The following is a 14189-nucleotide window of genomic DNA, read 5'->3' on the forward strand; positions in this document are numbered from 1 at the left end:
GGAGCCGACGCCGGCACCGGCCGCCGCGCGTGGCCCCAGCTTCCTCAGCACCGCGGCCACCACGGCGGCCGGCGTGGCCGGCGGCATGTTCCTGTTCGAGGGCGTGGAAAGCCTGCTGGGCGGCCACCACGGCGGCGGCCTGTTCGGCGGCGGCGCGCCGCAGGAGACGGTAGTCGAGAACATCACCAACAACTACTACGACGACACGCCGCAGCAGGACATGGGCCAGGACTTCCAGGACGACGGCGACTTCGGCAACGACAACTGGACGTGATGTCCGGCGCACTTGCGTTACCGCGCTGATTGATCGAGCGAGCGTCAGCCGGCGCTCGCGACCGGTCGCTTGGAGGCATCGAAGCGATCGGTCGGCGCGAGTATCTATTCGTCAATCTATTCACGGATGGCGCTCTGGATTGGCGCATGGATGCAAAAAGACCCAGAAAAAACAGGCGAGGCCTTGCCCTGCGCCATTCGATTATCTATTCATGCATCTATTCGACTGCAGGCAGGCGCGATGCCCGACATATGCGTTGGTGCGGCTCTGTGTCGTGTTCCGGGGTGGATGCGGCCTGGCGCATTGACTGGTGACTGTTCGCGCCGTAGATGCCACACAATGGCCGGTATGGCCGCGTTCTGGGAGCGCGTCATCGAGGACGCGCACATGTCTGCGGCATTTCACAGCATCGCGCGGGATGCGCTGGCGCAGTTGACCCGCGCCCTGCCGCGGATCGGTTGAGCGCCCTCGCGCCGCGTTAAACGCTCGGACACACGGCACTCACGCGGGCCGGACATGCGGCAGTGGAAGCTGCCGCGACTCCCCACCACGAGGTCCTGTCCATGGCTGCCACCAGCACACGTGTCCGTCTGCATGTCGAAGATACCGGCGGTGCCGGTCGTCCGGTGATCCTGATCCATGGCTGGCCGCTGTCGGCCGAGGCGTGGAAGGACCAGGTCGGGCCGCTGCAGCAGGCGGGCTACCGGGTCATCGCCTACGACCGACGCGGCTTCGGCCGTTCCGAGAAGCCGGCCGACGGCTACGAGTACGACACCCTGGCCGACGATCTGGCCGGCATCATCGAAGACAAGCAGTTGCGCGAGGCGGTGCTGGTCGGCTTCTCGATGGGCGGTGGTGAGGCGGCGCGCTACGTGGCGCGGCATGGCACCGAGAAGCTGGCAGCGGTAGTGTTCGCCTCCGCGGTGCCGCCGTACATGCTCAAGACCGACGACAACCCGGAAGGGCCGCTGAGCAAGGAGCAGGCGCAGGAGATGGAGCAGGGGCTGAAGGCCTCGCGCGAGACCTTCTTCGATGACTTCACCCGCGGCTTCTTCAGCGCCCACGGCACTTTGAAGGTGAGCGAGGCGCAGCGCCAGGAGGCGATCGCGCTGTGCCTGCAGAGCGACCAGACCGCGGCGCTGGGCTGCATGGAGGCGTTCGGCACCACCGATTTCCGCGAGGACCTCAAGAAGGTCGACGTGCCGACCCTGGTGCTGCACGGCGATGCCGACGCCACGGTGCCGTACGAAGGCTCGGGCCAGCGCACCCATCGCGCCATCGCCGGCAGCGACGTGGTGTTGCTGAGGGATGCGCCGCATGGCTGCAACACCAGTCATGCCGAGGAGTTCAATCAGGCGCTGCTGGGGTTCCTGGCCAAGCTGGGCTGATCGCTGGCGCGTGTCTCGGTGCCGACGCTCACGGCGTGGCACCGCGACGACGCGGACAGTACTTCCGAAAACGCCCGCGGCAGCGCCGGGCTGCCGCGGGTCGATCCAACAAATTCAAACCATCGCGACGATCACTCGCCGACCAGCGTCGCCACGCTCTGCGGGTCGACGTAGACCACGGTCTGGCCCGAAGCGACGCTGTACTTGCCGCCGTAGCCGACGTTGAGGCTGGAGGAGGTGCTGTACTTGGTGAACGCGGTGGCGCTGCCGGCGGGCACGCGCACGGTGATCTGCCGATGCTGGGTGCCGGTGTTGACCGCCACCAGAACCAGCTTGCCGCTCGGGGTCTTGTAGGCACTGACGGCGACGTCGTTATACGGCGCGGCGGTGGCGCCGATGCGCACGGACCCCGGACGCACGAAGCGTGCGTATTGCGACATCACGTAGCCGCGCTTGCTCACCGTGCCGTTCTCGGCAATCAGCCCGTAGCTGCGGCGGATGTACCACCAGATGTAGCCGCTGTAGTTGGCCAGCATGCTGTTGTGCAGTTCGCTGCCCACGCCGAGCGCGGACGGCCAGGCGTTGCCGTCGGTGTTGTCGGTGTAGTGTTCGGTCATCCACAGTTGCTTGCCCTTGCTGCGCGCCAGCGGATAGTCCTTGGGCTGCACGCCATACAAGTGGCCGCCGATGATCGACAGGTACTGGGCGGCGCTGCTGTTGAGCACCGGGTCGGTCAGCGCGGTGTTGAAGCCCAGCGACTCGGCGGCGAGCAGCTTGAACTTGCCGAACTTCGCGCCCTGCGCGCTGATGAAGTTGAGGAAGTCGGTGCCGTTCCAGTCGCCCGACTCGTAATCCGGATGCCAGTCCGGCTCGTTCTGCAGCGACAGGGCGTAGATCGGTGCGCCCTTGCCGTCCATGTAGGCGGTGAAATCCAGCAGGTGCTTGGCGTACGCGTCGTAATACTGCGACAACAGCTTGCCGCCGTTGTTGAGGTTGTTGTTGGACTTCATGTAGGCCGGCGCCGACCACGGCGTGGCCAGCAGCACCGCGCCGTGCGCGCGGGCACGCACCGCCGAGGGCACCTGCTGGCTCCAGCCGGAGCTGGACGGATCGATGCGCATGCGCATGATCGACAGGCCGATCTGCCCCGTGTCGCTGCCGAAGGCCAGGTCGACCTGGGCCGGGGTGAGGTCGGCGATCCAGCCGGCGCCGTTCATGCCGCCGAAGCCCTGGATGGTCTGGTGGACCTCGCTCGGGGTCACGGTGACGGTCTGCGCCAGGGCGGTGCCGGCTGAGAACAGCGTGGCGGCCGCGGCGAGCAAGGTGCCGAGCAAACGGGGGGTCTTCATGGCGTGTCCAGCGGTTGGGGGAGGCGTGACGCTAGCCAGCGCAGATGACCATTTCAATGTCGCGATCGTCCAAAGCGGGCAAGTGAGACCGGAGGCGCAAGGCGAGCGCAACCGTGTCCTCAGTCCGCATGGTGCGATGCAGTGTGGGTGCCTGCGTTGCTGCGCAGCGAGGAGACGCCTGCGGATTGTGCGCAGTTGCGCGCGCAAACGCCGCAAGATGCACAAGTGCGCGCATGGTAAAACTGCGCACAATGCAGGCGCTGGCACAGCGCAGGGGGCGTGCCAGCGTTTCCTCTTGCGAAGGTGTTGCGCATGCCACTGTTCCGTATTCCGCAACGCTGCGGCGTTGCCCTGTTCGCTGCGATGCTGTCGATCCTGCTCTGCCTGCCGATGCTGGCGCAGGCGCAGGCCACCCGTTATCGCGACGTTGCGCCGCTGTTGCTGGGCGTGGCCTGGTATCCGGAGCAGTGGCCGGAGGCGCAATGGGAGCGCGATCTGGCGCTGATGCAGGCGGCGCACGTGCGCGTGGTGCGGATCGGCGAGTTCGCCTGGAGCCGGATGGAGCCGCGCGAAGGGCAGTACGACTTCGACTGGATGGACCGCGCCATCGCCGCGGCCGCGCGCCACGGCATGGTGGTGGTGCTGGGCACGCCGACCGCGGCGCCGCCGGCCTGGTTGACCCAGGTCTATCCGGACACCTTGCGGGTCAGCCAGGACGGCGTGCGCGACGAGCACGGCAACCGCCAGCAGTTCTCCTTCGCCAGCACCCGCTACCGGCGCTTCGCGCGTGCCATCGCCGAGCAGATGGCGCAGCGCTACGGGCACAACCCGCACGTGGTCGGCTGGCAACTGGACAACGAGTACGCGCAGTCCTCGTTCGATCCCGAGGCCAAGGCGCAGTTCCACGCCTGGCTGCAGCGCAAGTACGGCAGCATCGACGCGCTGAACCAGCGCTGGGCCACGGCGTACTGGAGCCAGACGTACAATGACTTCGCGCAGATCCCGGTGCGCGAGGACGAGGAGAATCCGGCGCTGCTGCTGGAGTGGAAGCGCTTCGTCAGCGACACCTGGGCCGACTACTCGCGCAACCAGATCGACGCGATCCGACCGCATGCCGATCCGCGCCAGTTCATCACCACCAACACCATGGGCTGGTTCGCCGGCTTTGACGCCTACACCGTGCACAGCGTGCTCGACATCGCCGCCTGGGACGACTACGTCGCCGGCGAGCGCTACGACTGGGTCGACAACGCCGCCCGCCACGATCTGACCCGCGGCTACAAGCAGCGCAACTACTGGGTGATGGAAACCCAGCCGGGCTTCGTCAACTGGCGCGCGACCAACGTGGCGCTGCGCAAGGGCCAGGTACGCGCGATGGCGTGGCAGGCGGTGGCGCATGGCGCCGATGCGGTCTCGTACTGGCAGTGGCGCGCCGCGCCCAACGGGCAGGAGGAATACCATGGCACCCTGGTCGGTGCCGATGGCACGCCGGTGCCGGTGTATGCGGAGATCCAGCAGGTCGGTGCGGAGTTCGCCAAGGCCGGTCCGGCGCTGGCCGGCACCACGCCGCAGGCGCAGGTGGCGCTGATCAACGACTTCGACAGCCGCTGGGCGATCGGCTTCCAGAAGCACGCGGCCGACTTCGATCCGGTCGTGCAGATGAAGAGCTTCTACCGGCCGCTGCGGCAGCAGGCGCAGGTGGTCGACGTGGTCTCGGCGATGGCGCCGCTGGAGCGCTACAAGCTGGTGGTGGCGCCGGCGCTGAACGTGCTGACCGAGGAACAGGCGCAGCGGCTGAAGGCCTATGTCGAACAGGGCGGGCACCTGGTGCTGGGCCCGCGCAGCGGCATGAAGAACGTCGACAACGGCCTGCATCCGCAGCGCCAGCCCGGACCGCTGGCGATCTTGCTCGGCGGCCGCGTGGAGCAGTTCTATGCGCTGGACAAGCCGATCCCGCTGGTCGGCGCGGGCACCGACGGCAGCGCCAAAATCTGGGCCGAACAGTTGCAGGCCACTGACGCGGACACCACCGCGCCGCTGCGCTACGGCGCTGCCAACGGCTGGCTGGATGGCGCGCCGGCACTGCTGACCCGGCGCGTCGGCAAGGGCCGCATCAGCTATGTCGGCGGCTGGTTCGACGACGCCACGCTGGATCGCCTCACCGGCGACTGGTTGCGCGACGCCGGGGTGCAGGCGCCGCTGGCCGACGTGCCGGAGGACGTGGAAGTGGGCGTGCGCAGCGACGGCACGCGCCGCATCGTGGTGCTGATCAACCACGGCGCCACCGCGCACACCGTGCGGCTGCCGGCGTCGATGCGCGCGCTGCTGGGTCCGGCGCCGAGCAACGACACGGTGCAGCTGGCGCCCGACGACGTGGCGGTGCTGGAACAGCGTCGCTGACGACTGCGGCGGTGCGCTGCGGCGCACCGCTGGCCCTGCGATGACGGATCGGTGCGGTGGGCTCACCTGTGCCGCGCTTGCCGTGGCCGCGTCGCGTCCGTGCGCCACGCGCAAGGACACGCTCTACAATGCAGGTGCCAGCGGGCGTCGCCGCCGCCATCGCGTCGCGGCCTCGTTTCCTCACTGGAGTTGCGTGTGTCCTTGTCTTCTTCCCGTCCGTTGTCGCCGGTGGGCCGGCTGTTCGCCGCTGCCGCCGTGTTCGAAGGCCTGACCTGGGCCGGCCTGTTGCTCGGCATGCTGCTCAAGTACGGCACCCAGACCACCGAGCTGGGCGTGTGGCTGTTCGGGCGTCTGCATGGGGCTGCATTCCTGCTGTACGTGGTCGCCAGCCTGCTCGCCGCGCTGCGGTTGCGTTGGCCCTGGTGGGCGTGGGCGCTGAGCCTGCTGGCGGCGCTGCCGCCGCTGGTCACGGTGCCGCTGGAACTGTGGTTCCGCCGGATCGGCCTGCTCGGCGCACCAGGGCAGCGTGCCGTGGAATAGTGCAGGCGCTGCGGCGCAGGCGAGACATCTTGCCCTGTGCACTGCGCTGCATGGGTAGTGCGTTGTGACTGCATTCTCCGGCAGCGCTCTAGAATGCCGTCCCCAATGCAGGCGAGGAGGCCATGGGCAAACGCAAACGACGACCGCCCCCGCCAATGCCGACACCCACGCGCCTGCAACGGCTGGTCGCGCGTCTGGAACGGCCGGTGTTGATGTTGATGGCGGCGGTCATGGTGGCGGTCGCCGCGATGAAGCTGTACCTGCTGGCGAAAGCGCTGCAGAGCGGCGTGTACATCGGCGTACCGAGAGCCGGGCCGAAACGGATCTATCAGCTGGCGACCGATCCAGGCCACTACTGGTTCTCGATCGCGTGGGACAGCGTGGTCTGCCTCGTGTTGCTAGCGCTGGCTATCGCCACGGGCTGGGCGCTGATGGCGTTACGCAAGCCGAAGTAGCGTTGGGTCGGCGGATCGCCGCGGCCATCACTTGGCCAGGCAACGCTGCCAACGCTCGGCCACGCGCTGCGCGAACCAGGCGGTGGTGAGCTTGCGGGTGATCTTCGGACTTTCCAGGGCGATTCCCGGCAGCACCGCGCGCGGCAGCGGCTTGCCGGCATCGCGGTCGGCCAGCGCGAAGATCTGGCGATACAGCGCGCTGTCGCCGAAATCCGCCTCGTTGCCGCGCTGCAGTTCGCGGCGGATGGTGCGCGTGTCCATGCCCAGTTGCGTGCTCAGGCTGCGCGCGGCGCGCTCGGTGGCGCCGGGGGCGTCGAGGTCTGCGCCGGGCGTCAGCAGATCGCCATCGAGGGCGAGCGAGATGCCGCTGGCACGCGCCAGCGCAGCCTGGAACGCGGCATTGCGGCTGGCGTACCAGCCCGCATTGAAGTCGGCGAAGCGGTACAGCATCGCCGCCGCGTTCGGGTAGCCGAGCAGGTGGCGGGTGCCGAACCAGATGCCGCCTCGGCGAGTGAACACCGCGTGGCGCACGCCGTCGCTCAGCGGATACGGATAGCCGTCGGTATGCGCCTGCGCGAAGGCGATGCTCACCTGCATCGGCCCGGCGGTGTGCACCGGATTGAGGTCGCCGAACAGGCGCTGGCCCAGCGGCACACTGCCGGCGATGTCCTCGAAGATGCTGCTGAGATCCTGTTCGGTGCGCGCGGCGGCCAGGCGCTCGGCATAGCTGCGTCCATCCGGCCCGCGTAATTGCAGCGCTGCATCCAGCGCGAACGCCGGCACATGCACCGCCGCCGCGCGCCGCTGCAGTTCCGCCCGGGCGATCTTGCCCAGCCCCGGCACCGGTGGATTGGTCTGGTAGGTCGATTCCTGTTCGATCACCGCCAGGACCGCACAGATGTTCTCGGCATTGGTGCCCAGCCTCTGCGAGGCCAGGGCCACGTAGACGTCGTCGGCCCAGCCGCGGCGATCGGGCACCGTGGCCGGGATGCGCCGGGCGATGTCGGCCTTGACCTCGCTGGGCGTGCGCTCGGGCAGGCGTGGCGCCTGCGTGGCGCAGGCGCCGAGCAGGGCGGCGCTGCACACGGCGAGCAGGCGGACGAAGACGGCGGTGGACATCGGCGCGGCGGCTCCAACGGGATAGCGTCGCTGCATCCTACAGGTGCGCTGTCGGCACCGCGCCTACGTCGCTGGTGCCGACGCTGTGCGGTCGGAGGTCGCCGCCGCTCGCTTGTCCGCGTCGAGCACATGGATGCCGAAGCCGCTGCGGCCGGGTGCGAACTCATCTCGCAGGGTCAGTGCCGGGATCGCGTAGTCGCCTGCGTTCTGCTTGCGGAACGCGATCGGCGTGGTGCTGAACAGCGTGTCCAGCCGTTCGCCCAGCGCCGCGCTGGTCTGCGTGAACCGCGCCGCATCCATGCGTCCGCTGCGGTAGACCACGAACGGCGGCAGCACTTCGAATCCGGGGTAATGCAGGATGCCGTGCTGGATCGGGAACAGCAGGTCGTCGATCGGCCCGTTGATGCCACGCGGTGCGTAGTGCGATTCCCAGCCGCCGGCGGTGACGATCAGCATCGCGCGCTTGCCGGCCAGCGTGCCTTCGCCATAGCGATCGCCCCAGTGCGTGTCGGAGTGTTCGCCGACCCCGTAGGCGAAGCCGCAGGCATACACCCGGTCCACCCAGCCCTTGAGGATGGCCGGCATCGAGAACCACCACAGCGGGAACTGCAGCAGCAGCGCATCGGCCCAGCGCAGCTTGTCCTGCTCGGTGGCGATGTCCGCGCACTGACGGCCGCTGGCGAAGGCGCGCTGCGAGTCGCGCGAGGGATCGAAGCGCGCGTCCGCGGCGCCGTCCAGGCTGTCCTGCGCGTCGACCGTGGACTTCCAGTCCATGGCGTACAGATCCGAGACCTGGACGTGATGGCCGGCGTCCTGCAGGCGTTGCACCGCCACCTGTTTGAGGGCGCCATTGAGCGAGGCGGGTTCGGGATGTGCATAGACCAGCAGCACGTTCATGCGGGTTCTCGGTGAGGGAAGGCCTCCACGCTAGGCCGCGCTTCGCTATAGTGGAAATGAATTGCCTTGATAGTCGCTATTGCCATGGTTGATCTGCGCCGCCTGGACCTCAATCTGCTGCTGACCCTGGACACGTTGCTCGACACGCACAACGTGACCCGCGCCGCGGCGCGCCTGCATCTGTCGCAGCCCTCGGTCAGCGTGCACCTGGCCAAGTTGCGCGAAGCGCTGGGCGATCCGTTGCTGCTGCCGGGGCCGCGCGGCATGCGCCCCACCGCACGCGCCGACGCGCTGCGCGTCCCGTTGCGCGAGGCCTTGCAGTCACTGCAGCAGGCGGTGGCACCGGACGCGCCGTTCGATCCGGCGCGCGCGCAGACGCTGTGGCGGGTGGCGGCCAGCGACTACGGCGCCTCCACCGTGCTGCTGCCGGCGATCGCCGCCTTGCGCCGGGTGGCGCCGGGGACAACGTTGGCGGTGCTGCAGTTGGCGCCGCCGACGATCGCGCAGCAGGCCGAACAGGGCCAGATCGACCTGGCCCTGCACACCGTCGCCGACGCGCCGCCCGGCCTGCGCCGGCGCACGCTGTTCGCCGAACACTACGTGCTGGTCGGTCGGGCCGGCCATCCGCGGTTGCGACGTCGACCGAGCCTGGCGCAGTTCTGCGCGCTCGAGCATGTCATCGTCTCGCCCGATGGTGGCGGTTTCAGCGGCGCTACCGATGCGGCGTTGCGGATGCGCGGCCTGCAGCGCCGGGTGGTGCTGTCGGTGCCGCACTTCCAGTTCGTCGTTGCCGCGCTACAGCGCAGCGACCTGGTGGCGATGCTGCCCGAGCGCCTGGTGCGCGATCAGCCCGGCCTGCGGGTGTGCGCGCCACCGCTGGAGCTGCCCGGCTACGAAATGGCCATGCTCTGGCACGAGCGCGTGCACCGCGATCCGGCGCATCGCTGGTTGCGCGAGCACATTCTCGCGTCGATCTGATATCGCGTTGAACGCGCTGCCGCCTCAGCGGCGCGTGGCCAGCACTCCGTCCAGCGCCAGTTGCGCGGCGAAGCCGGCCTTCTCCAGGCGTTTGGCCACCTCGCGCGGCACGTCGCGCCCGCTGGTGAGCTTGTTCGGGCTGCCGGTGTAGTGGAACAGCCGGCCGCCGCGGCGCAGCACCCGCGCGAGTTGGTCGTAGAAGGTTTGCGCGTAGAGTTCGCCGGCGATGCCGAAACGTGGCGGGTCGTGCAGGATCGCATCCATCGACGCGTCGGCGATGCCGCCGATGGCGGCGCCGACATCGCCATGGGTCAGCTGCAGGCGGCCCTCGCTGGCGGCCGGATCCGGCGACCACGGATTGAGCGTGCGCAGCCACAGCACGTCGGCGTTCTTCTCGAACGAATGCAGACGCGCCACCCCGGCTTCCAGCGCGCAGGCGGCGAAATAGCCGAGGCCGCCGCAGGTATCCAGCACCTGCTTGCCGCGCGGTTCCACCAGCGCCACCTTGCGCCGCGCGTCCTCGAACGGCGACAGCTGCGCGCTGGGCAACATCTTGATGCCATCGATCTCGAAGGTCGGCGCGCCCCACTCGGTCGGCACCAGCTTGATCAGCGCACCGCCGAAGCGCGACACCGCGGCGAAGTCCTCGCCGTCCCAGTAGTACAGCGTGCGGTCCTTGAGCTTGCCCGGGTACGGATACTCGCGTCCCTGCCACTGCCAGCGGTCGGCACCGAGCAATGCCTGGCCGTGGCTGCGCTCCAGGTCGAGCGACCCGGACCAGGTGGCGGCACCGGCATCGCGCGCGGCGAGCAGCGCGACGGCGAGCGGACGGGTGAGAAGAGGGCCGGAATAGCGGGTCACGGGGGATCTGCCGGCGGCAGGGCGCGGCATGGGGCTCGGATGCGGGAGCGCATCGTAACCGACGCGGCGCCGAGAGGGGATGACTGCGACGGGCAAGCGCCGCAGTTGCCGTCGCTAAATGCGAAACGCATCGGCAGCATTGCGGCGCCGGACCAAAGCGCTACTCCGGCAGAAGCGCTTTGCTCTCCGGTGCACATCCCACCGGGACCGACGTGCCGCGCGCTGCGCGAGCAACGCGGCAGCTTCGCTCAATGCGCCATGCCACCGCGTGCCTGCGCAGGTTCCTGCTGCGGGGCTGGCTGCTGCAATGCTTGATCGCGCTGTTGATTTTGCGCATCCACCTGGCGGGTGCTTTCCTGCAGCGTCGGCGCCTGGTCCAGATCGACACGCGTACGAAATCCTGGTGTGTTGCCGGCGACGAACGCAACCTTGTCCTGCACCGTGACCGCCTGCAGTTGCTGCGGGCCCTGGATGCCCTCGGCCTTGGCCGCTTGCAAGGTGTGCGCGACTTGCGCGTCGGTGGCGCCGGGCATGCGTTCGCGCAACGCGTTGAAGAACGGATGGTCGGCGTGTGTGGCTTCGGAGACCAGCGGCGAACGCTTGGCCTCGGCCAGGGCCGTCCGTGTGTCGCGTCCGACGACGGCATCGTCATCCAGGCCATGCGCGCGCTGAAATTCTTTCAGGGCATGGCGCGTATTGCGTCCGAAGTCGCCATCCGGCTTCAACGGCTTGCCGTCGGCGCCATGGTAGCCCAGCTCAGCCAACTGTTCCTGCAGTGCCCGGGTTTGCTGGTTGCGCTCATCCCCACCCATGCTGGCCAACTGCTGCAGCGAGACCTTGCCGCTCTGGATGTCGGCGACCAGTTCGGGCGTGATGGTCTGGGCCCATTGGTTCGCGGCCTGCACGCGTTCGTTGGCACCGTTGTCGCCACCATTGATGATGCGGCCCGCTGCACGGGCGTTGTCGCGCAGGTTCTCCGGCACGCGATCCCGCCAATACGCCACCGCGAGATTGGCCGCCGTCTGCGGTTCGGCCGCCAGGTCCGGGTTGTTGGCGAGATCGACATTGAAGCGCTGGCCGTAGCGCTCGTAGTTGTCGCGGCCGGTGTACTGCAGATAGCCGCGGCCATGAAACCGCCAGCCGTCGCCGGGTTCGGTATTGCCGAGATCGGCGCGGTTTTCGTACATCACGGTGGCAATGCGCTGCGGATCGCGGCTGGCGACGGCGTCCTCCACCTGCTTGCGGGTGAAGCGGTCATCGGCCGAGGAGACCGCGGCGATCACGCTGTCGGCCGAGGTATAGCCCAGGTTCTCGTGCATGCGCCGAAAGTGGCCGGTCTCGACGGCGGCGTTTCCCATCAGGTTGGCCAGTTCCGTCGGCGAGGTGATGCCGGAATCGACCGCAGTCTTGAGCAGCAGTGCCGAGCTTTCGTTGAAACGGGGCATGGTTCTCTCCTTGGAATCAATTACTGGACGACGGCGCGGTGCTTGTCCATGGCGTCCTGCAGTTTTTCTGGATCGATCTGCGAGATCGGCGTCCATGCGAAGTCCGCCGGATAGCTGGCGGTTCCGCGGAAGACGTCCATCGCGCCGCTCTGCGGATTCTCTGCAGGTGCCGTGCTGCTCGCTTCCGCCAGATACCAGGCTTTCTTGGCCGGGTCGTACTTCAACGTGTAGGTGACATTGCTGCGCGTCTGCTGGTTGACGTAGACGATTTCCTGCGGCTTCAGGCTCAGGTTGTCGTCCAGGCGTTTCGCGTTGCGCGCCACATCGTTGTAGAGGCAGTCGACCGCTTGCGGGCTACGGTCGGCCACGTTCCATGCCGCATTCGCCTGTTGCAGGACCAGCAGCTCGCAGGTATTGCCTGATGCATCGGCATTGGCGTGGCGGACGATGGCGACGGCATCGGTCCCGCCGTTGCCGGTCAGGTCGTGCTGTTTGAAGGCGAGGATCTGGTCTCCCGGCTTGAGCAAGGGTTGCAGGGATGCCTCCCCTGAAAGCGACGCCGCCGGCGAAGCGGGCGCCTTGGTTGTCGCTGCAGCAGGGGAGGGCGAGTCCGTGCCGCCGTTGGCGGCGTGGTCGGCCGGCGTGGTTTGCGCGGACGGTTGGCAGCCGACCAGGCTTGCCGCAAGGAGGAAAGGCAGACAACGTGGCAGTGATGGCATCGGGCGGTCTCTGGCTGCATGCAACGGACGCGTTGCGATCGGGTTCAAGGCAGCAGGGAGGCCGACGAGGCGGTCTTGGGTTCGCGTCGTCCTGACACGGAGGCAACTCCCGCTCCCTGGATGCAACCGCGGGCGCACCCTTGGTTGCGCTGAGGCTTATAGCAACGCATTGCTTAAGAATTTGTTGTGTCTTGGACGGTTCGCGCGGTCGCTGCTTCCGTTCCCCCCGCATAATGGGCGCCAGTTCCCGTGTGCCCGGTATGGGCCGTCGTTCGATCGCAAGAGGCTCATGATGCTCAAGGGTGTGCTGCTCGGTTTCGCCTGTTACGCCGCCTATTCGATCAGCGACGCCTTCGTGAAGGGGCTGGAGGGGTCGCTGCCGGCCTACGAGGTGGTGTTCTTCGGGGCGCTGCTGATGCTCGCCGCGCTGCCGTTCCTGAAGAAGCCGGGCGATCGCTGGCGCGAGGTGGTGGTGGCGCAACGGCCGAGCATCTGGCTACTGCGCGCGTTCACCGGCGCAGCCGGCAATCTGTCCGCGGTCACCGCCTTCACCCTGTTGCCGATGGCCGAGGCGTTCGCGCTGATCTTCCTGATGCCGATCTTCGTCACCGTGCTGTCGGTGCTGCTGCTCAAGGAGGAGGTGCGCTGGCGGCGCTGGCTGGCGGTGATCGTCGGCTTCATCGGGGTGCTGGTGGTGCTGCGGCCGGGGTTCCGGCACCTGGGCCAGGGCCATGTCGCGGCGATCGTCTGCGGGCTGGTCGGCGCGGTGTCGGTGATCAGCCTGCGCATGGCCGGGCCCGGCGAGAAGCGCCTGACCCTGTACGGCGCCGGCGTGCTCGGCCCGCTGCTGATGGGCGGCCTGCTGATGCTGCCGACCTTCGTCTGGCCGACCTGGCAGCAATGGATCCTGCTGGCCGGCTACGGCCTGCTCGCCGGCCTGGCCGCGATCTTCATGATGTACGCCTCGCGGTCGGCGCCGATCAGCGCGGTGGCGCCGACCCAGTACAGCCAGATGCTGTGGGCGATCGGCTTCGGCTACTGGCTGTTCCAAGATCACCTGGACTGGCCGATGGCGGTGGGCATCGCGCTGATCCTGGGCGCCGGGCTGTTCACCCTGGTGCGCGAGGAGAAGGTCACGCGGTGGTGGCGGCGCACCAAGCTGGTGTGAGCGCGGCCGCCTGAGCCGATCTCGGTCGCCGCACCGGCGCCGATCAGGAAATCGCCGATACGGCCGCGCACGCAGCGCGGCGATGCTGCCGGCTCACGGACGAGGCAGGGCAGCGGCGCGTGGCCGCGAGGGAGCGCAGCGGTCGCCGCGCCATCGGACTTTCCTTATCAAGATCGGAGAACGGCATGACGAACAATGCGATGGGGCAGTTGCTCGACGCTGCCGCCCATGCGGGCGCGGCGGGTGTGCGGGTGGTGGCAGGCGTGGTCGGCGCGGATGGTGCGGTCCGCAACGGCGCGGGGTACACGGTGGCGCATGTGAGCACCGGCCACTACCTGGTGAGCTTCCAGCCGCCGTTCCAGGCGCTGGATGGCGTCTCGGTCACCCAGATCTATTCGGGCGACGGCAGCACCTGCGACAACGCGGTGATCATCCGCCTGGATGCGGGCCAGGTGCTGCTGAAGACCGGCGACGGCGGCGGCAACCAGTCCGACCGCGATTTCAGCTTCGTCGCGATCGGGCAGGGCGGCGCGCTGGCCTGAGCGACGGCACCCGCGGCGGCGCGGACGGCATGCGGCGCCGTCCGTGCCGCCGCG

The 14189-nt window shown here is 68.4% G+C and carries 14 protein-coding genes; 8 read left to right on the plus strand and 6 right to left on the minus strand.

Going from position 1 to position 14189, the window contains the following annotated elements; all coding sequences use genetic code 11:
- Window positions 1-274 (plus strand): DUF2076 family protein (locus D180_RS02390; RefSeq protein ID WP_017911528.1); only part of this gene is annotated, 274 nt, incomplete at its 5' end.
- Window positions 275-837: 563 nt separating this feature from the next.
- Window positions 838-1662: an alpha/beta hydrolase gene (locus D180_RS02395; protein WP_043090343.1), complete on the plus strand. Its 825-nt coding sequence runs from the start codon at window positions 838-840 to the stop codon at window positions 1660-1662.
- Between the two features lie 131 nt (window positions 1663-1793).
- On the opposite strand, the gene D180_RS02400 is transcribed toward D180_RS02395, so the two are convergent.
- Window positions 1794-3011 (minus strand): glycoside hydrolase family 30 beta sandwich domain-containing protein, encoded by a 1218-nt coding sequence (locus D180_RS02400; protein ID WP_017911531.1) that lies wholly within the window; start codon window positions 3009-3011, stop codon window positions 1794-1796.
- Window positions 3012-3323: 312 nt separating this feature from the next.
- Here D180_RS02400 and D180_RS02405 point away from each other — a divergent pair, with 312 nt between their 5' ends.
- The 3 genes from D180_RS02405 to D180_RS02415 all read left to right on the plus strand — a co-directional run bounded on the left by D180_RS02405 (window position 3324) and on the right by D180_RS02415 (window position 6406).
- On the plus strand, window positions 3324-5411 hold the full coding sequence (locus D180_RS02405) for a beta-galactosidase (protein ID WP_017911533.1): 2088 nt from the start codon (window positions 3324-3326) through the stop codon (window positions 5409-5411).
- A gap of 219 nt (window positions 5412-5630) precedes the next feature.
- Complete coding sequence (locus D180_RS02410) at window positions 5631-5951, plus strand: DUF3817 domain-containing protein (RefSeq protein ID WP_017911534.1); 321 nt, start codon at window positions 5631-5633, stop codon at window positions 5949-5951.
- 155 nt (window positions 5952-6106) lie between these two features.
- A complete protein-coding gene (locus D180_RS02415; RefSeq protein ID WP_017909588.1) occupies window positions 6107-6406 on the plus strand; it encodes a hypothetical protein in 300 nt (99 codons plus the stop codon).
- A 27-nt stretch (window positions 6407-6433) separates the two neighbouring features.
- On the opposite strand, the gene D180_RS02420 is transcribed toward D180_RS02415, so the two are convergent.
- Both D180_RS02420 and D180_RS02425 read right to left on the minus strand, forming a co-directional pair.
- On the minus strand, window positions 6434-7525 hold the full coding sequence (locus tag D180_RS02420; protein WP_017911535.1) for a DUF1615 domain-containing protein: 1092 nt from the start codon (window positions 7523-7525) through the stop codon (window positions 6434-6436).
- 63 nt (window positions 7526-7588) lie between these two features.
- Complete coding sequence (locus tag D180_RS02425; protein WP_017911536.1) at window positions 7589-8422, minus strand: NAD(P)H-dependent oxidoreductase; 834 nt, start codon at window positions 8420-8422, stop codon at window positions 7589-7591.
- An 84-nt stretch (window positions 8423-8506) separates the two neighbouring features.
- Between D180_RS02425 and D180_RS02430 the strand changes: the two genes are divergently transcribed.
- Window positions 8507-9400 (plus strand): LysR family transcriptional regulator, encoded by an 894-nt coding sequence (locus D180_RS02430; RefSeq protein WP_017911537.1) that lies wholly within the window; start codon window positions 8507-8509, stop codon window positions 9398-9400.
- A gap of 24 nt (window positions 9401-9424) precedes the next feature.
- Here D180_RS02430 and D180_RS02435 read toward each other — a convergent pair whose 3' ends face one another.
- The 3 genes from D180_RS02435 to D180_RS02450 form a co-directional block, all read right to left on the minus strand.
- Window positions 9425-10291 carry an SAM-dependent methyltransferase gene (locus tag D180_RS02435; RefSeq protein ID WP_232760270.1) on the minus strand — a complete coding sequence of 289 codons (867 nt, stop codon included), beginning with the start codon at window positions 10289-10291 and terminating at the stop codon, window positions 9425-9427.
- Between the two features lie 218 nt (window positions 10292-10509).
- Entirely contained in the window at window positions 10510-11706 is a 1197-nt protein-coding gene (locus D180_RS22470; RefSeq protein WP_017911539.1) for a peptidoglycan-binding protein, read from the minus strand.
- A gap of 20 nt (window positions 11707-11726) precedes the next feature.
- Window positions 11727-12425 (minus strand): hypothetical protein, encoded by a 699-nt coding sequence (locus D180_RS02450; RefSeq protein ID WP_232760272.1) that lies wholly within the window; start codon window positions 12423-12425, stop codon window positions 11727-11729.
- Between the two features lie 292 nt (window positions 12426-12717).
- Here D180_RS02450 and D180_RS02455 point away from each other — a divergent pair, with 292 nt between their 5' ends.
- Both D180_RS02455 and D180_RS02460 read left to right on the plus strand, forming a co-directional pair.
- On the plus strand, window positions 12718-13593 hold the full coding sequence (locus D180_RS02455; RefSeq protein WP_043090347.1) for a DMT family transporter: 876 nt from the start codon (window positions 12718-12720) through the stop codon (window positions 13591-13593).
- Between the two features lie 185 nt (window positions 13594-13778).
- Window positions 13779-14135: a hypothetical protein gene (locus D180_RS02460; protein WP_017911542.1), complete on the plus strand. Its 357-nt coding sequence runs from the start codon at window positions 13779-13781 to the stop codon at window positions 14133-14135.
- Window positions 14136-14189 lie beyond the last annotated feature (54 nt).

Source organism: Xanthomonas sp. SHU 166 (genome assembly GCF_000364685.1).
Taxonomy (GTDB): Bacteria; Pseudomonadota; Gammaproteobacteria; order Xanthomonadales; family Xanthomonadaceae; genus Xanthomonas_A; species Xanthomonas_A sontii.